Below are 18,932 nucleotides of genomic sequence, written 5' to 3'. Positions count from 1 at the left end.
CCGGAGAACGGATCGGCGGCGCTGTCGTGAAAGAGACTTGGTCTCGGAAAGAGTCTGGGCATGGCATCTGCTGCAGAGCAAATGGCGGCGAACCTGAGCTGGGGCGCCTTGGGCAAGGCGACCGACCTTCGCCAGCGAATCTTCTTCACCATCGGCCTGCTGATGGTCTACCGCCTCGGCACCTATATCCCGGTTCCGGGCATCGACGGCTCTGCCCTGCGGCAGTTCATGGACGATGCGGGGGCAGGGATCGGCGGCATCCTGAACATGTTCACCGGCGGCGCGATCAGCCGCATGGGGATCTTCGCGCTCGGAATTATGCCCTATATCTCGGCCTCGATCATCGTGCAGCTCATGTCTTCCATGGTGCCGAAGCTCGAGCAGCTGAAGAAAGAGGGCGAGCAGGGCCGCAAGAAGATCAACCAGTACACCCGCTACGGCACGGTCCTGCTGGCCACCTTCCAGGCCTGGGGCATCGCCGTCAGTCTCGAGGCGGGCGATCTCGCCACCGATCCGGGCCTGTTCTTCCGCCTCGCCTGTCTGGTGACGCTGGTCGGCGGCACGATGTTCCTGATGTGGCTGGGCGAACAGATCACTGCCCGCGGCATCGGCAACGGCATCTCGCTCATCATCTTCGTCGGCATCCTCGCCGAGGTTCCGGCGCATCTGGCGCAGTTCTTCAGCCAGGGCCGGTCGGGCGCGATCAGCCCTGCGGTAATCGTCGGCGTGTTGCTGATGGTGGTGGGGGTGATTGCCTTCGTCGTTTTCATGGAACGCGCGCTGCGCAAGATCCACATCCAGTATCCCCGCCGTCAGGTGGGCATGAAGGTCTATGACGGCGGCTCCAGCCACCTGCCGATCAAGGTGAACCCGGCAGGCGTCATCCCGGCGATCTTCGCTTCGTCTCTGCTTCTGCTGCCGGTAACGATCTCGACCTTCTCCGGCGCACAGACCGGGCCGGTGATGTCGACCATCCTCGCCTATTTCGGGCCGGGCCAGCCTCTTTACCTGCTGTTCTTCACCGCGATGATCGTGTTCTTCGCCTATTTCTACACCGCGAACGTTTCGTTCAAGGTGGATGACGTGGCCGAGAACCTGAAGAACCAGAACGGCTTCGTGCCGGGGATCCGTCCGGGCAAGAAGACCGAGGAATATCTCGAGTATGTGGTGAACCGCATCCTCGTGCTCGGCTCGGCCTATCTCGCAGCGGTCTGCCTTCTGCCCGAGATCCTGCGCGGCCAGCTGGGCATCCCGTTCTACTTCGGCGGGACGTCGGTGCTGATCGTGGTCTCGGTGACGATGGACACGATCAATCAGGTGCAGTCGCATCTTCTGGCGCACCAGTATGAAGGGCTGATCGAAAAATCGCAGCTCCGGGGAAGGAAGCGGACAGGGGCCAAGGCTCCGACCCGCCGCTGAGGGATCTTGTATGGTAAACGTCATTCTTCTGGGGCCGCCCGGCGCCGGCAAAGGCACGCAGGCCAAGCGGCTCGTGGATGAACGCGGCATGGTGCAGCTGTCGACCGGCGACATGCTGCGCGAGGCCAAGACCAGCGGCTCGGAGATGGGCCGCAAGGCCGCCGAGGTGATGGACCGGGGCGAGCTGGTGACCGACGAGATCGTCATCGGCCTGATCCGCGAGAAGCTTTCCACCCCGTCGGCGGGCGGCTTCATCTTCGACGGCTTTCCGCGGACCCTGCCGCAGGCCGATGCCCTGTCCGATCTGCTGGCACAGGTCGGCCAGCAGCTCGACGGCGTGATCGAGATGCAGGTGGATGACGCGGCGCTGGTCGCGCGCATCACCGGGCGCTACACCTGCGGTAACTGCGGCGCGGTTTACCACGACCAGACCCGCCCGACCTCGACCCCCGGCGTCTGCGACGCCTGCGGCTCGACCGACCTGCGCCGCCGGGCCGACGATACCGAAGAGGCGCTGTCGAAGCGGCTCATGGAATACTACAAGAAGACCTCTCCGCTGATCGGCTACTACTACGCCAAGGGGCAGCTCTCGTCTGTCGACGGGCTGGCCGACATGGAGACGGTTTCGGCAGAAGTCGCCAAAGTGCTTGACAGCGGCAAATAAGCCGCCTGCGGCCTTGACGCACAGGTGAAAACCCCATAAGTCACGGCGTCCCGCAAGGGAATCGTCGCGGCTGCGGGGTTTCCGCAATCAGACGACTGACCGGCAAGGCAGAGCCTGCGCCGGAGTTGTGAAAAAAGGTCCTGGCACTACGGGGCCGCAACCAAAAGGAAAACACGTTTGGCACGTATTGCTGGCGTCAACATCCCGACTTCCAAGCGGGTTCCCATCGCCCTGACCTACATCACCGGCATCGGTCCGCACATCGCGGAGCAGATCTGTGAGGCCGTGGGCATCGACCGCGCCCGTCGCGTGAACGAACTCTCCGACGCCGAAGTGCTGGCGATCCGCGAGCACATCGACGCCAACTTCACCGTGGAAGGCGACCTGCGTCGCGAAACCTCGATGAACGTGAAGCGCCTGATGGACCTCGGCTGCTACCGTGGCCTGCGCCACCGTCGCAACCTGCCGGTCCGCGGTCAGCGTACCCATACCAACGCGCGCACGCGCAAGGGCCCGGCGAAAGCTATCGCTGGCAAGAAGAAATAAGGGGCGCTGAGATATGGCACGTGATAAAACCCGTATGAAGCGTAAAGAGCGCAAGAACATCGCCGCCGGCGTTGCTCATGTGAACTCCTCCTTCAACAACACCAAGATCCTGATCTCCGACGTGCAGGGCAACGCGATCTCCTGGTCGTCCGCCGGCACCATGGGCTTCAAGGGCTCGCGGAAATCCACGCCCTACGCCGCCCAGATGGCGGCCGAGGATGCGGCCCGCAAGGCTCAGGAACACGGCATGAAGACCATCGAGGTAGAAGTGCAGGGTCCGGGTTCGGGCCGCGAATCGGCGCTCCGCGCGCTGGCTGCGGTAGGTCTCAACATCACCTCGATCCGTGATGTGACCCCGATGGCGCACAACGGCTGCCGTCCGCCGAAGCGCCGCCGCGTCTGAGGTAAATTCAATAGGGTCGGGCCGTGCCTCGGGCGCGGCCCGATTACGTCATTTCTGATCCTCGGGCGTCACCTGCTTAAGGACATGGGCAGGAGACAGGTATGGAGGTTACACGCATGATCCACAAGAATTGGGCCGAACTGATTAAGCCGACGCAGCTGGTGGTGAAGCCGGGTGCGGATCCGGCGCGCATCGCCACCGTCATCGCGGAACCGCTGGAGCGCGGCTTCGGCCTGACGCTGGGCAACGCGCTGCGTCGCGTGCTGATGTCCTCGCTGCAGGGTGCGGCCATCACCTCCGTGCAGATCGACAACGTCCTGCACGAGTTCTCCAGCGTTGCCGGCGTCCGCGAGGACGTGACCGACATCGTGCTGAACCTCAAGGGCGTCGCGATCAAGATGGAAGTCGAGGGGCCGAAGCGCCTGTCGATCTCCGCCAAGGGCCCGGGCGTCGTCACCGCCGGTGACATCTCCGAGACCAACGGCATCGAGATCCTGAACAAGGATCACGTGATCTGCCACCTCGACGACGGCGCCGACGTCTTCATGGAGCTGACCGTCAGCACCGGCAAGGGCTACGTTGCCGCAGACAAGAACCGCCCCGAAGATGCGCCGATCGGTCTGATCCCGATCGATGCGATCTACTCGCCGGTCAAGAAGGTCAGCTACGAAGTGCAGCCGACGCGCGAAGGTCAGGTGCTTGACTACGACAAGCTGACCATGAAGGTCGAGACCGACGGCGGCCTGACCCCGGATGACGCCGTGGCCTATGCTGCGCGGATCCTGCAGGACCAGCTGTCGATCTTCGTGAACTTCGACGAGCCGGAATCGGCGATGCGCCACGACGTGGAAGACGGGCTGGAGTTCAACCCGCTGCTGCTGAAGAAGGTCGACGAGCTCGAGCTTTCGGTGCGTTCGGCCAACTGCCTGAAGAACGACAACATCGTCTACATCGGCGATCTGATCCAGAAGACCGAAGCCGAGATGCTGCGCACCCCGAACTTCGGCCGCAAGTCGCTGAACGAGATCAAGGAAGTGCTCTCGGGCATGGGCCTGCATCTCGGGATGGACGTCGAGGACTGGCCGCCGGAAAACATCGAGGATCTGGCCAAGCGTTTCGAAGACCAGTTCTGAGAAAGCAGGGTGGGGTGAAACCCCACCCTACGCAAATGCCCCGCTGGACGGGGGAACTCCGGGCATGATGCCCCAAGGTGAGCCGCCCATGCGAGGGCGAGCCGGACAAAGCAAAACTGAAGGAGAAGACCCATGCGTCACGCCCGCGGATACCGCCGCCTGAACCGCACCCACGAACACCGCAAGGCGCTGTTCGCCAACATGGCCGGCTCGCTGATCGAGCACGAGCAGATCAAGACGACCCTGCCGAAGGCCAAGGAACTGCGTCCGATCATCGAGAAGCTGATCACGCTTGCCAAGCGCGGCGACCTGCACGCCCGCCGTCAGGCCGCCTCGCAGCTGAAGCAGGACCAGTATGTCGAGCGTCTGTTCGCCATCCTCGGCCCGCGCTACGCCAACCGTCAGGGTGGTTATGTCCGTGTTCTGAAAGCCGGTTTCCGCTATGGTGACATGGCGCCGATGGCGATCATCGAATTCGTGGATCGCGATCCGGCTGCGAAAGGCGCTGCCGACAAGGCCCGCACCAATTCGGAAGAATTCGTCGACGTTTGAGACGCGGTAAAAATCCAGATCGGAAAAGGCCCGCTATTTTGGCGGGCTTTTTTTATTTAATTGGCTTGTTTCGCATGTTTCCATTTTGCGGACAGTCTGGGCGGACAAGCATTAGCTATTGATTTGTTTTTGCAATTCACCATTACTCGCCGTGAATGATCCGCATTATGCGTTGCGCTAATTGTGAAATGGCCGACGACAGGCCGACAAGCAGAGTTGTCGAGAATACCTATGTCAGTAAAATCGATCCTCGACTTCGAGCTGTCCCAGCTCGTCTATCTTGCGCCTGCGGGCTATCATCTGGGGCTGCATATCCGCTTCACCACCCCGTTGATGGTACGGCAGGCCTACGACAACGACTGGGTCGAACGGTATACGGAGCGCGGCTTTGTCCTCCTCGATCCCACGACGATCTGGGCCTTCGCCCATACTGGCTGGATCCGGTGGAGCGATCCGCAGCTCGTCGATCCGGTGGGGGTGCTGGCCGAGGCGCGGGAATTCGGGCTCGGCTTCGGCATCACCTGCTCCTATGGCCCGGCCCGGTCGCGCAGTCTGGCGAGCTTTGCCCGCAACGACCGCGAGTTCAGCGATGAAGAAGCCGAGAAGCTTTTCGCCATTGCCTGCCGTCTGCATGAGTTGACCGCCCCCGCCGGCGATCTGACCGAGGCTCAGGTCGATGCGCTGCGCTGCATTGCCAATGGCGACCGCCATACCGCGGCGGCTGAAAGGCTCGGCATTTCCGAAAGCGCCTTAAAAGCCCGCATTTCCGGCGCGCGCGTTAAACTCGGCGCCCGCACCACGGCCGAGGCGATCCAGCGCGCCAAGGATTTCCGCCTGCTCTGACACGCAAGCGTGGGTTGCGGCGGCGCCCTGGCTGATTACATATGCCGCGTCGTCGCCTGGAGTCTGCCGATGCGCCTTGTCCCGATCGTCACTGCCTTCTGTCTCGCGGTTCTCCCCCTCAGCCTGCAGGCCGAAACTGCGGTGCCGACCTCCCAAGCCGAGATCAGCCTCGGCTTCGCGCCGGTGGTGCGCAAGGCGGCGCCTGCGGTGGTGAACATCTACGCCAGCCGTGTGGTGCAGCAGCGCGTCAGCCCCTTTGCCGCCGATCCCTTCTTCGACCAGTTCTTCCGCGACTTCGGCGCGCGCCAACCCCGGCTGCAGAATTCGCTCGGCTCCGGTGTGATCGTCTCTGCCGATGGCATCGTGGTGTCGAACTACCACGTTGTCGGGCAGGCGACCGAGATCAAGGTGGTGCTGAACGACCGGCGCGAGTATCGGGCCGAGGTGCTGCTGTCGGATCAGGAAAGCGATCTGGCGATCCTGAAGCTGGAGGATGCGAGCGAACTGCCCGCGCTGCCCCTGCGCGATTCCGACGGGGTGGAGGTGGGCGAGCTGGTGCTGGCGATCGGCAACCCCTTCGGTGTTGGCCAGACGGTTTCCTCCGGCATCGTCTCGGGGCTGGCGCGCTCCGGCTTGTCGGTGGATGGCGGGCGCGGTTATTTCATCCAGACCGATGCGGCGATCAACCCGGGCAACTCCGGCGGGGCGCTGATCGATGTGGCGGGGCGGCTCGTCGGCATCAACACGGCGATCCTGACCCAGTCCGGCGGCTCCAACGGCATCGGCTTCGCCATCCCGGCCAATCTGGTGCAGAGCTTCATCACCCAGGCCAAGGCGGGCGAGACCAGCTTCCAGCGGCCTTGGGCGGGGGTGACCGGGCAGGCCGTCGATGCCGCGCTGGCAGAGGCCATGGGCCTGCCGCGTCCCGAGGGCGTGGTGCTGACCGACCTGCATCCCGCCAGCCCGTTCCGCGAGGCGGGGCTTCTGCCCGGTGACGTGGTGCTGACACTGGACGGCCTGCGCACCGACAGCCCGCAGGAGGTGATCTTCCGCATGTCCTCCATGGGCATCGGTGAGACGCTTCCGGTGATTTACCTGCGCGACGGCGAGGAGCGCGAGGCGGAGCTTGCCCTGATCGCCCCGCCCGACACCCCGGATCGCGAGGCGCGGACGCTGGGCGACGACACGGTGCTCTCCGGCCTCTCCGTCGCGCGGATCAACCCGGCCGTTATCGCCGAGCTGGATCTGCCCTTCGTCGGCGAGGGCGTCGTGGTGACCGCCTCTGAGGGGTTGGCGGCCCGGGCCGGGCTTGCCCCGGGCGACATCCTGCTGGCGATCAACGGGGCTCCCATAGAGCGCACCGCGGATGTGGAGCGTGCCGCCCGCGAGCGCGTCCGCCGCTGGGCCATCGACGTGCAGCGGCAGGGCCAGCCGCTGCGCCTGCGCTTCCGGCTCTGATCCCTTCCCACGGCAGCTCCGGCGGCATAGGCTCCCATCATGTCCGATCTCTTCGACACGCCCCATGCTGCGCCTCCCGAAGCGCCCCGCCCGCTGGCCGACCGGCTGCGGCCGAAGTCGCTCGACGAGGTGATCGGGCAGGAGAAGGTGCTGTCGCGCGAGGGGCCGCTGGGGGCGATGCTGACGGCGCACAGCCTCTCGTCGCTGATCCTCTGGGGGCCGCCGGGGGTGGGTAAGACCACCATCGCCCGGCTGCTGGCCAAGGAGACCGATCTGGCCTTCGTGCAGATCTCGGCGATCTTCACCGGGGTGCCCGACCTGCGCAAGGTGTTCGAATCCGCCAAGCTGCGCCGCGGCAACGGGCAGGGCACGCTGCTCTTCGTCGACGAGATCCACCGCTTCAACAAGGCGCAGCAGGACGGCTTCCTGCCCTACATGGAGGATGGGACCATCCTTCTGGTCGGGGCCACCACCGAGAACCCCAGCTTCGAGCTGAACGCCGCGCTGATGTCGCGGGCGCAGGTCATCGTGCTGGAGCGGCTGACGCTGACCGATCTGGAGCTGCTGGCCCAGCGGGCCGAGCAGGAGCTGCACCGCGCGCTGCCGCTGAAGGGCGAGGCGCGCGAGGCGCTGCTGGAGATGGCCGATGGCGACGGTCGCGCGCTGCTGAACCTGATCGAGCAGGTCATGGCCTGGAAGATCGACGCCGCAATGGACCGCGACCAGCTCGCCAAGCGGCTGATGCGGCGCGCCGCGAAATACGACAAGTCGGGCGAGGAGCATTACAACCTCATCTCCGCCCTGCACAAGTCGGTGCGCGGCTCAGACCCCGACGCGGCGCTCTACTGGTTCGCCCGGATGCTGGAAGGCGGCGAGGACCCGCGCTTCCTCGCCCGCCGCATCACCCGGATGGCGGTGGAGGATATCGGGCTGGCGGATCCGCAGGCGCAGGGCATCTGCCTCGAAAGCTGGAACACCTACGAACGGCTCGGCTCGCCCGAGGGTGAGTTGGCTCTGGCGCAGGCGCTGGTCTACCTCGCGCTCGCGCCGAAATCGAACGCGGTCTACACCGCCTACAAGCAGGCCCGCGCCTCGGCTAGGACCACCGGGTCGGAGCCGCCGCCGAAGCACATCCTGAACGCGCCGACCAAGATGATGAAGGAGATCGGCTACGGCTCGGGCTATCAGTATGACCACGATGCCGAGGACGGGTTCTCGGGGCAGGACTACTTCCCCGAGACGATGAAGCGCCCGGTCTGGTATCTTCCCGAGGAGCGGGGCTTCGAGCGCGAGTTGAAGAAGCGGTCGGAGTATTTCGCCAAGCTCAGGATCAAGCGGCAGGGCGGCTGAGCCTGCACTGGTTGACATTCGGGGGGCGAGGCCACAGAGAAGCGCGATGATCACGATCCTCCCCCAAGTGGCGCTCGGCGGTGCCATCGGCGCCTCGCTGCGCTGTCTGGCCAGTGTCGGCGCCACCCGCGCCTTCGGGCCGGGTTTTCCGGTGGCCACCGTCTTCGTCAACATTCTCGGCTCGTTCCTGATGGGCGTGCTCGTGGTGGTGCTGGCGGAAAAGGGCGGCACGCGCTTTGCCCCCTTCCTGATGACCGGGCTTCTGGGCGGCTTCACCACCTTCTCGGCCTTCTCTCTGGATGCGGTGACGCTCTACGAGCGCGGCCAGACGCTTCTGGCCGGGGGCTATGTGATCGGTTCGGTCGTGCTGTCGCTCGCCGCCTTGGTCGCGGGCATGGCCGTCACACGGGGGATGCTATGAGCGTGCAACTGCTGACCGTTTCCGCGGAAGAGGGCGAACAGCGCCTCGACCGCTGGTTCAAGCGCCGCTTCGCGCATGTGACCCAGGGCGCCGTCGAGAAGATGTGCCGCACCGGCCAGATCCGGGTCGATGGCGCGCGCGCCAAGGCCTCGGACCGCGTGGCGCCGGGGATGGAGATCCGCGTGCCGCCGCTGCCCGACGCCGAAGCGCCGCGTCCGCGCGAATCCCGCGTGTCGAAATCCGACGAGCAGATGATCCAGGACTGCGTGATCTTCCGCGACGAGCACATGATCGTGCTGAACAAGCCCGCCGGCCTGCCCTCGCAGGGCGGTTCGGGGCAGGGCGACCGGCATGTCGACGGTTTGGCCGAGGCGCTGAAGTTCGGCTACAAGGAAAAACCGAAGCTGGTGCACCGGCTCGACAAGGACACCTCGGGTGTACTGATGCTGGCCCGCACCGACCGTGTGGCCCGCGCGCTGTCCGAGGCGCTGCGCCACCGCAACACCCGCAAGATCTACTGGGCCGCCGTCGCCGGGGTGCCGAACCCGCGGCAGGGCTCGATCAAATACGGGCTGATGAAGGCGCCGGGCCACGGACGCGGCGGCGAGGGCGAGAAGATGCTCTGCGTCCATCCCGCCAAGATGGCCGACTACCCCGATGCCAAGCGCGCCCAGACCGATTTCTTCACTCTCTGGTTCCTCGGCAGCCGGCTGTCCTGGATGGCGCTCTCGCCGATCACAGGGCGCACCCACCAGCTGCGCGCCCATATGGCCGAGCTGGGGCATCCGATCATCGGTGACGGCAAGTACGGCGGGTCGGGTCAGGAGAACCTCGGCGACGGCTGGGGCGCGACCCTGGGCGGAGAACTGAGCCGCAAGCTGCACCTGCACGCCCGCAGCCTGACGGTGGAGCATCCGATCACCAAGGCGATCACCACCTTCACTGCCCCGCTGCCGCCGCACATGGCCAAGACCTGGGCGCAGTTCGACTGGAAAGAGGGCGACGTGCCCGAAAACCCCTTCAGGGATCTCTGATGGCTGCCTGGGCTGCGAAGCGTTTCTGGAAACAGGCGACGGTCACCCCCTGTGACGGCGGCTTCACCGTGCTGCTTGACGGGCGTGCGGTGAAGACCCCGGCCAAGACGCCGCTGGTCGTGCCGACCGATGCGCTGGCCCTTGCCATCGCCGCCGAATGGGACGCGCAGACTGGCGTGGTGAACCCGGATTCGATGCCGACCACCCGCATGGCCAATTCGGCGTTGGACAAGGTGGCGCCGCAATTCGCCGAAGTGGCCGAGATGCTGGCCTCCTATGGCGGCACCGACCTGCTCTGCTACCGCGCCGAGGCCCCGCGCGAGCTGGTGGCGCGGCAGGCGGCGGCTTGGGACCCGCTGCTCGACTGGCTGGCCGAGACGCAGGGTGCCCCGCTGCAGGCGACCGCAGGCGTCATGTTCATCCCCCAGCCCGAGCCGAGCCTCGCCCGGCTCTCCGCCCGCGTCCATGCCCTGACCTTCTTCGAACTTGCGGCCTTCCACGACCTCGTCGCCATCTCCGGCTCGCTGGTCCTGGCACTGGCGCTGATCGACGGGCGGCTCGATCCCGAGACCGCCTGGAGCCTGTCGCGGCTCGACGAAGCATGGCAGATCGAGCAGTGGGGCGAGGACGAGTCCGCCGCCGAATCCGAGGCCGCGCGGCACGACGCTTTTGCCCATGCAGCCCGATTCTTCGGATTGTGCCGGTAACAATCCTGGCGGAAATCCACGGGGGTGGAGCAAGCCAATGCCCGATCCGTGCGCAAAGGGATGATAACGCTCAAAAAATCGGCAGCTTTGTCGTTTGTCTTGACGTTTCAAACCGCTTCGGAGGAGACTGGCTTCCACTGAGGGGATGGTTTCCTCCACAAGTGGCGTCTCCACCCTTCTGGGGACACAAAAAGAATCCGCCTGAAATCGGGCGGCAATCAGGAAGAGGTACGCATGAAAAAATCCGCTTTTCTTGGCACGCTGACGCTGGCGGGCCTCGCTGCCGGCATGGTCTCGGCCGCGACGCTCGACGACGTCAAGGCGCGTGGCGAGCTGAACTGTGGTGTCTCCACCGGTCTGACCGGCTTCTCGCTGCCCGACGCGAACGGCGTCTGGTCGGGCTTTGACGTGGCGGTCTGCCGCGCCGTCGCCGCCGCCGTGCTGGGCGATGCGACCAAGGTCAAGTTCGTGCCGACCACCGGCCAGACCCGCTTCACCGCCCTCGCTTCGGGCGAAGTCGACATGCTCGCGCGCAACTCCACCTGGACCTTCTCGCGCGACACCGACCTCAAGCTCGATTTCGTCGGCGTGAACTACTACGACGGTCAGGGCTTCATGGTCCGCAAGGATCTGGGCGTGACCTCGGCCAAGGAGCTGGAAGGGGCGACGATCTGCATCCAGACCGGCACCACGACCGAGCTCAACCTCGCCGACTGGTTCAAGACCAACAACCTGTCCTACACCCCGGTCGCGATCGAGACCAACGCCGAGGGTGAGCAGCAGTATGCCGCCGGCGCCTGCGACGCATACACCACCGACGCCTCGGGCCTCGCCTCGACCCGTGCGTCCTTCGCCGACCCGGAAAACCACATCATCCTGCCCGAGATCATCTCCAAAGAGCCGCTCGGGCCGGCCGTGCGCCATGGCGACAACCAGTGGGCCGATATCGTCCGCTGGACGCTGAACGCGCTGATCGCCGCCGAAGAATACGGCGTGACCTCGGCCAACATGGAAGAGCTTGCCGCCAACTCTCCGAACCCGGAAGTGAAGCGCCTGCTCGGGGCCGAAGGTGATCTCGGCGTGATGACCGGGCTCGACAAGGACTGGGCCAAGCGCGCCATCGGCGTCGCCGGCAACTACGGCGAAATCTTCGCCGCCACCATCGGTGAAGCCACCCCGATCGGCCTCGCCCGTGGCCTGAACGCTCAGTGGACCCAGGGCGGCCTGCTCTACGCTCCGCCGTTCCGGTAATCCGACCATGCAGGGGGCGCGCCGCAAGCCGCGCCCCCTCGCACGATGCCCCCGGGGCATCGACCACAAGACGATGCCGCAGGGCATCGACGACGCAGGGTAACAATTCGGACGCTCGGGGCGCAACGACGCCATAACCACCGGCATGAAGCCGGTCCGGCAGGTCCGTATGATGGGGATACCGCATGGCAAACGTCGCGGACGTGCCGAAGCCCAGCTTTCGGCTCAGCATGTTGCTTTACGATACGCGCTACCGATCGCTGACGATCCAGATCGTCGTCTTCCTCCTCGTGATGGCAGGCGCGGCATGGCTGGTCGACAACACGATCCGCAACCTTCAGGCGCTCGGCAAGGATTTCAACTTCAGCTTCCTCGGGGCGCGCGCCGGGTATGACATCAGCCAGCGGCTGGTCGAATACACCAACGACAGCACCCACGGCCGGGCGCTGCTGATCGGGCTTCTGAACACGCTTTTGGTGGCCTTCCTCGGCTGCATCGCGGCGACGGTCATCGGGGTTCTGGTCGGCGTCCTGCGGCTGTCGAAGAACTGGCTCATCGCCCGGCTGATGACGGTCTACGTCGAGATCTTCCGCAACATCCCGCTGCTCTTGTGGATCCTGCTGATCTACGCCGTCTTCACCGAGGCCGCCCCGGCACCCAACGCCTTCCGCGTCAATGCCGAGACGGGCGAGGCCGCCTCCTCGATGTTCCTCGACGCGGTGGCGGTGACAAACCGCTACACCGCCATTCCGAACCCGGTCTTCGGCCGCGATCTTGGCTGGCTGAACATCGGGCTGTTCTACGTCAGCATCGACTTCCTGCTGCTGGTTGCGGCGATCGTCGTCGGCTTCCTGCTGAACCGGATGGCGCTGCGCCGCGCCACCCGCATCCAGGAAGCCACCGGCGACCGCCCGACGACCTGGTGGCAGTCGCTGCTGCTGCTGGTCGGCATCCCGGTCGCGGCGCTGCTGGCGATGGGTTTCCACTTCGAGTTCCCCGAGCTGAAGGGCTTCAACTTCACCGGCGGGCTGAACGTGTCGAACTCCTTCATGGCGCTCTGGCTCGCGCTCTCGCTCTACACCGGCGCCTTCATCGCCGAGATCGTCCGGGCCGGCGTGCTTGCCATCTCCAAGGGCCAGACCGAAGCCTCCTTCGCTCTCGGCCTGCGTCCGGCGCGCACCATGAACCTGGTGATCCTGCCGCAGGCGCTGCGGGTCATCATCCCGCCGTTGATCTCGCAATACCTCAACCTCACCAAGAACTCCTCGCTCGCCATCGCGGTCGGCTATCTCGACCTGCGCGGCACGCTGGGCGGCATCACGCTGAACCAGACCGGACGCGAGTTGGAATGCGTGCTGTTGATGATGCTGATCTATCTGACGATCAGCCTGATCATCTCGGGGCTGATGAATGTCTACAACTCCTCCGTCAAACTGAAGGAGCGGTGAGATGAGCGATACCCACGCACAGACCGTTCCCTTCGTCCGCGACACCATGCTGCCGCAGGCCAACCCGCCCACCACCGAGGCCGGCGCGGTGCGCTGGCTTCGCGAGAACCTGCTGTCGGGACCGCTCAACGTGATCCTGACCCTGCTCGGCATCGGTGCGATCTACTGGGTGGTGCAGGGCATGCTGCCCTGGCTGCTCGCCTCGGTCTGGAACGCCGGAAGCATCGCCGAGTGCCGCCAGATCATTGCCGACGCCGGTCGCGAAAGCGGCGCCTGCTGGGCGGTGATCCGCGAGCGCTGGCCGCAGTTCCTGTTCGGCTTCTACCCGAACCACCTCTACTGGCGGCCGGTGGCGGCGCTGCTGCTGCTCTTCGTGGCGCTTGCCCCGGTGCTCTTCTCCAAGGCGCCGCGGCAGCTCCTGTGGTTCAGCGCGATCTATCCCGGCCTCGCCTTCTGGCTGCTCTGGGGCGGATCGGTCTTCGTGCCGGTGGTGGCGCTGCTCGGCCTCGTCATCGGCTGGGCTGCCTTCCACTTCGGCCAGCGGATCAGCCCGCTCGCCGGCCTCGTTGCGGCGATCCTGCTGCCGGTGCTCTGGTGGCTGTTCCTCGCCGGCCCTGTCTCGGGTGATCTGGCTCGGCTCCTGCCGCGCAGCCTGCCGTGGTGGATGGAAGAGGTCCGCTCCGACAAGTTCGGCGGCTTCGTCCTTGCCCTCACCATCGGCGTCTCGGGCATCGCCCTGTCGCTGCCGCTGGGCATCGTGCTGGCGCTCGGCCGGCAATCGGACATGTTCCTGATCAAGAGCCTGTCGGTCTGCTTCATCGAGTTCATCCGCGGCGTGCCCTTGATCACGCTGCTCTTCACCGCCTCGCTGCTTTTGAACTACTTCCTGCCGCCGGGCACCACCTTCGACATCATCCTGCGCGTCATCATCATGGTCACGCTGTTCGCCGCGGCCTATATCGCCGAGGTGATCCGGGGCGGTCTCGCCGCCCTGCCGCGCGGCCAGTACGAGGCGGCGGATGCGCTGGGGCTCGACTACTTCCGCGCCCAGCGGCTGATCATCCTGCCGCAGGCGCTGAAGATCTCGATCCCGGGCATCGTCTCGACCTTCATCGGCATGTTCAAGGACACGACGCTGGTGGTCTTCGTCGGCCTGCTCGATCCGTTGAAGGGCATCACCGACGCCGTGCGCGCCTCTCCGGACTGGAAGGGCATCTACTGGGAGCCCTACATCTTCGTCGGCGCCATCTTCTTCATCTTCAACTTCAGCATGTCGCGCTACTCGATGTATCTCGAGCGCAAGCTGAAAACCGACCATCGCTGAGGAGCTGTGACATGACCGAAACCATCGCACGGGCCATCGACCGCAGCCACATGCAGGTCAGCGACGAGGTGGCGATCCAGATCGTCCAGATGAACAAGTGGTACGGCACCTTCCATGTACTGCGCGACATCAACATGACGGTGAACCGGGGCGAGCGCATCGTGATCTGCGGCCCTTCCGGCTCGGGCAAGTCGACCCTGATCCGCTGCATCAACCGGCTGGAGGAACATCAGTCCGGCCAGATCGTGGTGGACGGGACCGAGCTGACCTCCGACCTCAAGAACATCGACAAGGTGCGCTCCGAGGTCGGCATGGTGTTCCAGCACTTCAACCTCTTCCCGCATCTCACCATCCTCGAAAACTGCACCCTCGCGCCGATCTGGGTCCGCAAGACCCCGAAGAAGGAGGCCGAGGAGATCGCCATGCACTATCTGCGCAAGGTGAAGATCCCCGAGCAGGCGAACAAGTATCCGGGCCAGCTCTCGGGCGGGCAGCAGCAGCGCGTGGCCATCGCCCGCTCGCTCTGCATGAAGCCGCGGATCATGCTCTTCGACGAGCCGACCTCGGCGCTCGACCCTGAGATGATCAAGGAAGTGCTCGACACCATGATCGAGCTCGCCGAAGAGGGCATGACCATGCTCTGCGTGACGCATGAGATGGGCTTCGCCCAGGCCGTGGCCAACCGGGTGATCTTCATGGATCAGGGCCAGATCGTCGAACAGAACGAGCCGCGCGAGTTCTTCAACAACCCCAAGAGCGAGCGGACCAAGCTGTTCCTCAGCCAGATCCTCGGCCACTGAGCCGCGCTGCCGCGCACCCGGAGGCGTCGCATGAAAATGCGGCGCCTTTGGCGTTTTCCCGGGCAGTTTTCCTGACCCTGCGGGCCTCGCCCTGCCGGAAACTGCGACCTCCCTGCGCTTTGAGCCCGCAGCCTAGACCCTTACCCTGAGGAAAGGTGTGCGCCGCCGACGATCAAGCAACCGCCGCCCGACCCCGAGGAGGGACGGGCGGGCAGCAAGGGATATCTGCACATGGCAACCGTCACCTTCACCTCACCGATCATGCACGGGCCGAAATCGGTCTATGCGGTCGCGGGCGACACCAAGACCATTCTGGTGCTGGCCGAGGAGAACCACATCCCGATCCCCTTCGACTGCCGGGACGGCAACTGCGCCTCCTGCCTGATCGAGGTGACCTATGCCGAGCCCTCGGTAAAGAAGGGCATCACCCTGACCGAAAAGGAAAAGCTGAAGCTGAAGGAGCTGGGCAAGCTGACGGCGCAGGACATCGAGGATGCCGAGGTGCGCGACCTGCCGCCGCCCTACCGGCTGGCCTGCCAGTTTATCGCCCGCGACGAGGATGTGACGATCAGCTTCACCGGAGCCCCGGGCGGGGCGTGATCGGCGGACGTCGCGCGAGCGGAAAGGGCGGGGGGCTGTCTGCCCCCCGCACCCCCCGAGGATATTTGCGGACAGAAAATTTCAGTCGACCAGTTCGCGCGGTACGATGAAATCGGCCGGCTCGGCCTGGCCGTAGCCAACCTCGGCCCAGTCCAGCTCGCCGAAATCGGCGACCAGCGTCGCGCCGGTCGGATAGCGCTGGAACTCGGTGTTCAGCGGCGCGTGCTTCACCAGCCGATGCGCGAATTCGGCGATGCCGGGATTGTGGCCGAGGATGCAGACGGTCTTCGCCGTGGCATGGCGCAGCACCGCCAGCATCACGTCCGGCCCGGCATGATAGAGCGCGGGCTTCAGCACCGGCGCGGGCGCGCCGGGCAGGGCGGCGGCGATGCCCGCCCAGGTTTGCTGCGTGCGCAGCGCGTCGGAGCAGAGCACCTCCTCCGGCACATAGCCGCGCGAGGCCAGCCATTGCCCCAGGTCGCTGGCGGCGGCGATGCCGCGCGGGTTCAGCGGTCGCTCGTGGTCGGGGACAAGCGGGTCGTCCCAGGCCGATTTCGCGTGGCGGATCAGGATCAGGCGCTTGGTCATCGGTGGAACTGCCCCATGTGATAAGCGGATTGGTCTGCCACTCTTGCATAGGCCTGCGACCGGGGGCAAGCGCGCCTTGCGGCACAGCCTTGGGTGAGACAATCCGCGCCGAGCGCGGTGTCGAGCCAGCCGTGGCAGCGGTCGAGGTCGTAGCCCTCGACTGACAGCGCCCCGGCGGGGCAGGCGGTGAGGCAGGGCCGCGCGCAGCCCTCGCAGGGGACTGGCGGCGGCGGCGGCAGGGGCAACGCCTCACGCAGCGCCAGCGCGCCGCGGTAGGAGACGAAGAGCCCGGCCTCGTCATGCACCAGAAGCCGGATCGGCGAGACATGCGCCCGCCCGCTGCGCAGCGCCCATTGGTAGAAGGGCGCATAGGGCGGGCCGCCGAAGGGAAAGATCGCCTTGGCCCCGAGCGCGCAGGCGATCCGCCCGATCACCCGGCGCGACCAGCGGTCGATCGGGTCGGGGCGGCCGTCCTGCCACTCGGGTTGCGCCGTCAGATGCGCCCAGAAGCCGGGCTCGCGGGGGCCGAGGAGCAGCACCGTTGCGGTGCCTTTCGGCAGGGGGTCGTCAGGGCGTGCCGCGAAACCGCCGAGGATCGACAGCGCCTGAGCCTCGGCCAGCGCTTCGATCCGCGCCAGCATCAGGCGGTGCCGCGCGGCTTCACCCGGGGCGGCAGCGATCGGATCAGCGAGCCCGCGCCATGGTCGGTGAAAAGCTCGAGCAGGCAGGCGTTGGGGATGCGCCCGTCGAGGATGACCACCGCGCGCACGCCCGCTTCCAGCGCCGCCAGCGCGGTTTCCGTCTTGGGGATCATGCCGCCGGCGATCACGCCGCGCTCGGTCAGGTCGCGTACCTGCTCGGGCGAAAGCTGCGTCACCACCGCGCCGGTCTCGTCCTTCACCCCGGCGACATCGGTCAGAAGGATCAGCCGGTCGGCCTGCAGCGCCCCGGCAATCGCGCCGGCCGCAGTGTCGCCGTTCACGTTGAAGGTCTCGTTGTCCTCCATCCCGGTCGCCACCGGCGCCACCACCGGAATGATGCCCGCGCCGTAGAGATCGCGCAGCACCTGCACGTTCATCTCCACCGGCTTGCCGACGAAGCCCAACTCCGGATCGTCGGCAACGCAGACCATCAGGTCGTCATCCTTGCCCGAGATGCCGACGGCGCGCCCGCCCTGATCGTTGATCGCCTGCACGATGCGCTTGTTGACGAGGCCCGAGAGCACCATCTCCACGACCTCGACGGTGGCCTTGTCGGTCACCCGCTTGCCGCGGACGAATTCCGACTTGATGCCGAGGCGGCCGAGCAGATCGTTGATCATCGGCCCGCCGCCATGCACCACCACCGGGTTCACGCCCACCTGACGCATCAGCACGATGTCACGCGCGAATTCGGCCATCGCCTCGTCGTCGCCCATCGCATTGCCGCCGAACTTCACCACCACGACGGCGCCCGCATAGCGCTGCAGGTAGGGTAGGGCCTCGGAGAGCGTTCGGGCGGTGGCGATGGAGTCACGCATGTTGGCTAACTGCTTCTTCATGAGGCGGGATCCTTGGTTGGAGCTTTTGGTAACGTCTTTGCACCCCCCTGCCAAGGTGCCTTGCCTTGCAAATCCCGGCGGCAGGCGTAGGGTCGCCGCGAAGACGGGGGTGATCATGGGCGAACAGAAGACGCTGGTTCTGACAGGGGCGAGTCGGGGAATCGGTCATGCGACGGTCAAGCGCTTCTCGTCGGAGGGCTGGCGGGTGCTGACCTGCTCGCGCCAACCCTTCGATCCGCGCTGCCCCTGGCCGGGTGGCGAGGAAAATCACATCCAGATCGATCTGGCCGACCCGAACAAGACCATCGCCGCGATCGAGACCATCAAGGGCAAGATAGACGGCAGGTTGCATGCACTGGTCAACAATGCGGGCATCTCGCCCAAGGGGCCGGAGGGCAAGCGGCTGAACACGCTTGAGACCGACCTGCGCACCTGGGGCCATGTGTTCCATGTGAACTTCTTCTCCTGCGTCGTGCTGGCGCGCGGGCTGCAGGACGAGCTGGCGGCGGCCAAGGGCTCCATCGTCAACGTGACCTCGATCGCAGGCAGCCGGGTGCATCCTTTCGCCGGGGCGGCCTATGCCACGTCGAAGGCGGCGCTGGCGGCGCTGACCCGCGAAATGGCGCATGACTTCGGTCCGCTCGGGGTGCGGGTCAATGCGATCGCCCCCGGCGAGGTGGAGACGGCGATCCTGTCGCCGGGCACCGACAAGATCGTGGAGAAGCTGCCGATGCAGCGTCTCGGCCAGCCGGCCGAGGTGGCCGATGTCGTCTGGTTCCTCTGCTCGCAGCAGTCGAGCTATATCTCGGGTGCCGAGATCGAGGTGAACGGCGCGCAGCACGTCTGAGGCC

General features: G+C 65.7%; 21 protein-coding genes. 18 read left to right on the top strand and 3 right to left on the bottom strand.

Translation table 11 applies throughout. From position 1 onward, the window contains the following. Window positions 1-60 precede the first annotated feature (60 nt). The 17 genes from secY to AC3A5Z_RS20595 all read left to right on the top strand — a co-directional run bounded on the left by secY (window position 61) and on the right by AC3A5Z_RS20595 (window position 15,953). Window positions 61-1,419: a preprotein translocase subunit SecY gene (secY, locus tag AC3A5Z_RS20675; RefSeq protein WP_487521167.1), complete on the top strand. Its 1,359-nt coding sequence runs from the start codon at window positions 61-63 to the stop codon at window positions 1,417-1,419. A 10-nt stretch (window positions 1,420-1,429) separates the two neighbouring features. Then, a complete protein-coding gene (locus AC3A5Z_RS20670) occupies window positions 1,430-2,083 on the top strand; it encodes an adenylate kinase (protein ID WP_487521166.1) in 654 nt (217 codons plus the stop codon). Window positions 2,084-2,260: 177 nt separating this feature from the next. Next, window positions 2,261-2,629, top strand: coding sequence for a 30S ribosomal protein S13 (rpsM, locus tag AC3A5Z_RS20665; RefSeq protein ID WP_107664239.1), 369 nt, complete (start codon window positions 2,261-2,263; stop codon window positions 2,627-2,629). Window positions 2,630-2,642: 13 nt separating this feature from the next. Beyond that, window positions 2,643-3,032, top strand: a complete 390-nt coding sequence (gene rpsK / locus AC3A5Z_RS20660) for a 30S ribosomal protein S11 (RefSeq protein ID WP_107664238.1) — start codon at window positions 2,643-2,645, stop codon at window positions 3,030-3,032. A 116-nt stretch (window positions 3,033-3,148) separates the two neighbouring features. Then, window positions 3,149-4,165 carry a DNA-directed RNA polymerase subunit alpha gene (locus AC3A5Z_RS20655; RefSeq protein WP_487521165.1) on the top strand — a complete coding sequence of 339 codons (1,017 nt, stop codon included), beginning with the start codon at window positions 3,149-3,151 and terminating at the stop codon, window positions 4,163-4,165. Window positions 4,166-4,297: 132 nt separating this feature from the next. After that, complete coding sequence (gene rplQ / locus AC3A5Z_RS20650; RefSeq protein ID WP_107664236.1) at window positions 4,298-4,717, top strand: 50S ribosomal protein L17; 420 nt, start codon at window positions 4,298-4,300, stop codon at window positions 4,715-4,717. 231 nt (window positions 4,718-4,948) lie between these two features. Further along, window positions 4,949-5,560, top strand: coding sequence for an autoinducer binding domain-containing protein (locus AC3A5Z_RS20645; RefSeq protein ID WP_487521164.1), 612 nt, complete (start codon window positions 4,949-4,951; stop codon window positions 5,558-5,560). 69 nt (window positions 5,561-5,629) lie between these two features. Beyond that, window positions 5,630-7,018, top strand: coding sequence for a Do family serine endopeptidase (locus tag AC3A5Z_RS20640; RefSeq protein ID WP_487521163.1), 1,389 nt, complete (start codon window positions 5,630-5,632; stop codon window positions 7,016-7,018). 39 nt (window positions 7,019-7,057) lie between these two features. Further along, a complete protein-coding gene (locus tag AC3A5Z_RS20635) occupies window positions 7,058-8,368 on the top strand; it encodes a replication-associated recombination protein A (protein ID WP_487521162.1) in 1,311 nt (436 codons plus the stop codon). 46 nt (window positions 8,369-8,414) lie between these two features. Further along, on the top strand, window positions 8,415-8,789 hold the full coding sequence (crcB, locus tag AC3A5Z_RS20630) for a fluoride efflux transporter CrcB (RefSeq protein WP_487521161.1): 375 nt from the start codon (window positions 8,415-8,417) through the stop codon (window positions 8,787-8,789). Next, complete coding sequence (locus AC3A5Z_RS20625) at window positions 8,786-9,823, top strand: RluA family pseudouridine synthase (protein ID WP_487521160.1); 1,038 nt, start codon at window positions 8,786-8,788, stop codon at window positions 9,821-9,823. Before crcB ends, AC3A5Z_RS20625 begins: the two co-directional genes overlap by 4 nt. Next, window positions 9,823-10,530, top strand: a complete 708-nt coding sequence (locus AC3A5Z_RS20620; protein WP_487521159.1) for an ATP12 family chaperone protein — start codon at window positions 9,823-9,825, stop codon at window positions 10,528-10,530. The genes AC3A5Z_RS20625 and AC3A5Z_RS20620 overlap by 1 nt, the downstream gene beginning before the upstream one ends. Before the next feature lie 234 nt (window positions 10,531-10,764). Next, window positions 10,765-11,781, top strand: coding sequence for an amino acid ABC transporter substrate-binding protein (locus tag AC3A5Z_RS20615; protein ID WP_487521158.1), 1,017 nt, complete (start codon window positions 10,765-10,767; stop codon window positions 11,779-11,781). A 185-nt stretch (window positions 11,782-11,966) separates the two neighbouring features. Further along, window positions 11,967-13,229: an amino acid ABC transporter permease gene (locus tag AC3A5Z_RS20610; protein ID WP_487521157.1), complete on the top strand. Its 1,263-nt coding sequence runs from the start codon at window positions 11,967-11,969 to the stop codon at window positions 13,227-13,229. Window position 13,230: 1 nt separating this feature from the next. After that, on the top strand, window positions 13,231-14,553 hold the full coding sequence (locus AC3A5Z_RS20605; protein ID WP_487521156.1) for an amino acid ABC transporter permease: 1,323 nt from the start codon (window positions 13,231-13,233) through the stop codon (window positions 14,551-14,553). Window positions 14,554-14,564: 11 nt separating this feature from the next. Further along, the gene (locus AC3A5Z_RS20600; protein WP_136790781.1) at window positions 14,565-15,353 is read left to right on the top strand and encodes an amino acid ABC transporter ATP-binding protein; all 789 of its coding nucleotides are present in this window, start codon (window positions 14,565-14,567) and stop codon (window positions 15,351-15,353) included. 231 nt (window positions 15,354-15,584) lie between these two features. Further along, window positions 15,585-15,953 carry a 2Fe-2S iron-sulfur cluster-binding protein gene (locus tag AC3A5Z_RS20595; protein ID WP_136790782.1) on the top strand — a complete coding sequence of 123 codons (369 nt, stop codon included), beginning with the start codon at window positions 15,585-15,587 and terminating at the stop codon, window positions 15,951-15,953. Window positions 15,954-16,034: 81 nt separating this feature from the next. On the opposite strand, the gene AC3A5Z_RS20590 is transcribed toward AC3A5Z_RS20595, so the two are convergent. From AC3A5Z_RS20590 to argB, 3 genes are read right to left on the bottom strand one after another with little or no spacing between them, the layout of a single operon-like run. After that, complete coding sequence (locus AC3A5Z_RS20590; protein WP_487521155.1) at window positions 16,035-16,541, bottom strand: SixA phosphatase family protein; 507 nt, start codon at window positions 16,539-16,541, stop codon at window positions 16,035-16,037. Beyond that, on the bottom strand, window positions 16,538-17,182 hold the full coding sequence (locus AC3A5Z_RS20585; protein WP_487521154.1) for a ferredoxin: 645 nt from the start codon (window positions 17,180-17,182) through the stop codon (window positions 16,538-16,540). Before AC3A5Z_RS20585 ends, AC3A5Z_RS20590 begins: the two co-directional genes overlap by 4 nt. After that, window positions 17,182-18,081: an acetylglutamate kinase gene (argB, locus tag AC3A5Z_RS20580; RefSeq protein ID WP_136790785.1), complete on the bottom strand. Its 900-nt coding sequence runs from the start codon at window positions 18,079-18,081 to the stop codon at window positions 17,182-17,184. Before argB ends, AC3A5Z_RS20585 begins: the two co-directional genes overlap by 1 nt. 115 nt (window positions 18,082-18,196) lie before the next feature. Here argB and AC3A5Z_RS20575 point away from each other — a divergent pair, with 115 nt between their 5' ends. Next, entirely contained in the window at window positions 18,197-18,928 is a 732-nt protein-coding gene (locus AC3A5Z_RS20575; protein WP_487521153.1) for an SDR family oxidoreductase, read from the top strand. Window positions 18,929-18,932: the final 4 nt, after the last annotated feature.

Source organism: Cereibacter sp. Soil_C_27 (genome assembly GCF_057657095.1).
Note: the sequence above shows the minus strand (reverse complement) of the source record. Positions and strands in the feature narration are given on the sequence as shown.

Excerpts from the sequence above, each read along its gene's own strand:
- secY (WP_487521167.1), top strand. The coding sequence starts at position 61 with ATGGCATCTGCTGCAGAGCAAATGGCGGCGAACCTGAGCTGGGGCGCC.
- AC3A5Z_RS20670 (WP_487521166.1), top strand. The coding sequence starts at position 1,430 with ATGGTAAACGTCATTCTTCTGGGGCCGCCCGGCGCCGGCAAAGGCACG.
- rpsK (WP_107664238.1), top strand. The coding sequence starts at position 2,643 with ATGGCACGTGATAAAACCCGTATGAAGCGTAAAGAGCGCAAGAACATC.
- AC3A5Z_RS20655 (WP_487521165.1), top strand. The coding sequence starts at position 3,149 with ATGATCCACAAGAATTGGGCCGAACTGATTAAGCCGACGCAGCTGGTG.
- rplQ (WP_107664236.1), top strand. The coding sequence starts at position 4,298 with ATGCGTCACGCCCGCGGATACCGCCGCCTGAACCGCACCCACGAACAC.
- AC3A5Z_RS20645 (WP_487521164.1), top strand. The coding sequence starts at position 4,949 with ATGTCAGTAAAATCGATCCTCGACTTCGAGCTGTCCCAGCTCGTCTAT.
- AC3A5Z_RS20640 (WP_487521163.1), top strand. The coding sequence starts at position 5,630 with ATGCGCCTTGTCCCGATCGTCACTGCCTTCTGTCTCGCGGTTCTCCCC.
- AC3A5Z_RS20635 (WP_487521162.1), top strand. The coding sequence starts at position 7,058 with ATGTCCGATCTCTTCGACACGCCCCATGCTGCGCCTCCCGAAGCGCCC.
- crcB (WP_487521161.1), top strand. The coding sequence starts at position 8,415 with ATGATCACGATCCTCCCCCAAGTGGCGCTCGGCGGTGCCATCGGCGCC.
- AC3A5Z_RS20625 (WP_487521160.1), top strand. The coding sequence starts at position 8,786 with ATGAGCGTGCAACTGCTGACCGTTTCCGCGGAAGAGGGCGAACAGCGC.
- AC3A5Z_RS20620 (WP_487521159.1), top strand. The coding sequence starts at position 9,823 with ATGGCTGCCTGGGCTGCGAAGCGTTTCTGGAAACAGGCGACGGTCACC.
- AC3A5Z_RS20615 (WP_487521158.1), top strand. The coding sequence starts at position 10,765 with ATGAAAAAATCCGCTTTTCTTGGCACGCTGACGCTGGCGGGCCTCGCT.
- AC3A5Z_RS20610 (WP_487521157.1), top strand. The coding sequence starts at position 11,967 with ATGGCAAACGTCGCGGACGTGCCGAAGCCCAGCTTTCGGCTCAGCATG.
- AC3A5Z_RS20605 (WP_487521156.1), top strand. The coding sequence starts at position 13,231 with ATGAGCGATACCCACGCACAGACCGTTCCCTTCGTCCGCGACACCATG.
- AC3A5Z_RS20600 (WP_136790781.1), top strand. The coding sequence starts at position 14,565 with ATGACCGAAACCATCGCACGGGCCATCGACCGCAGCCACATGCAGGTC.
- AC3A5Z_RS20595 (WP_136790782.1), top strand. The coding sequence starts at position 15,585 with ATGGCAACCGTCACCTTCACCTCACCGATCATGCACGGGCCGAAATCG.
- AC3A5Z_RS20590 (WP_487521155.1), bottom strand. The coding sequence starts at position 16,541 with ATGACCAAGCGCCTGATCCTGATCCGCCACGCGAAATCGGCCTGGGAC.
- AC3A5Z_RS20585 (WP_487521154.1), bottom strand. The coding sequence starts at position 17,182 with ATGCTGGCGCGGATCGAAGCGCTGGCCGAGGCTCAGGCGCTGTCGATC.
- argB (WP_136790785.1), bottom strand. The coding sequence starts at position 18,081 with ATGAAGAAGCAGTTAGCCAACATGCGTGACTCCATCGCCACCGCCCGA.
- AC3A5Z_RS20575 (WP_487521153.1), top strand. The coding sequence starts at position 18,197 with ATGGGCGAACAGAAGACGCTGGTTCTGACAGGGGCGAGTCGGGGAATC.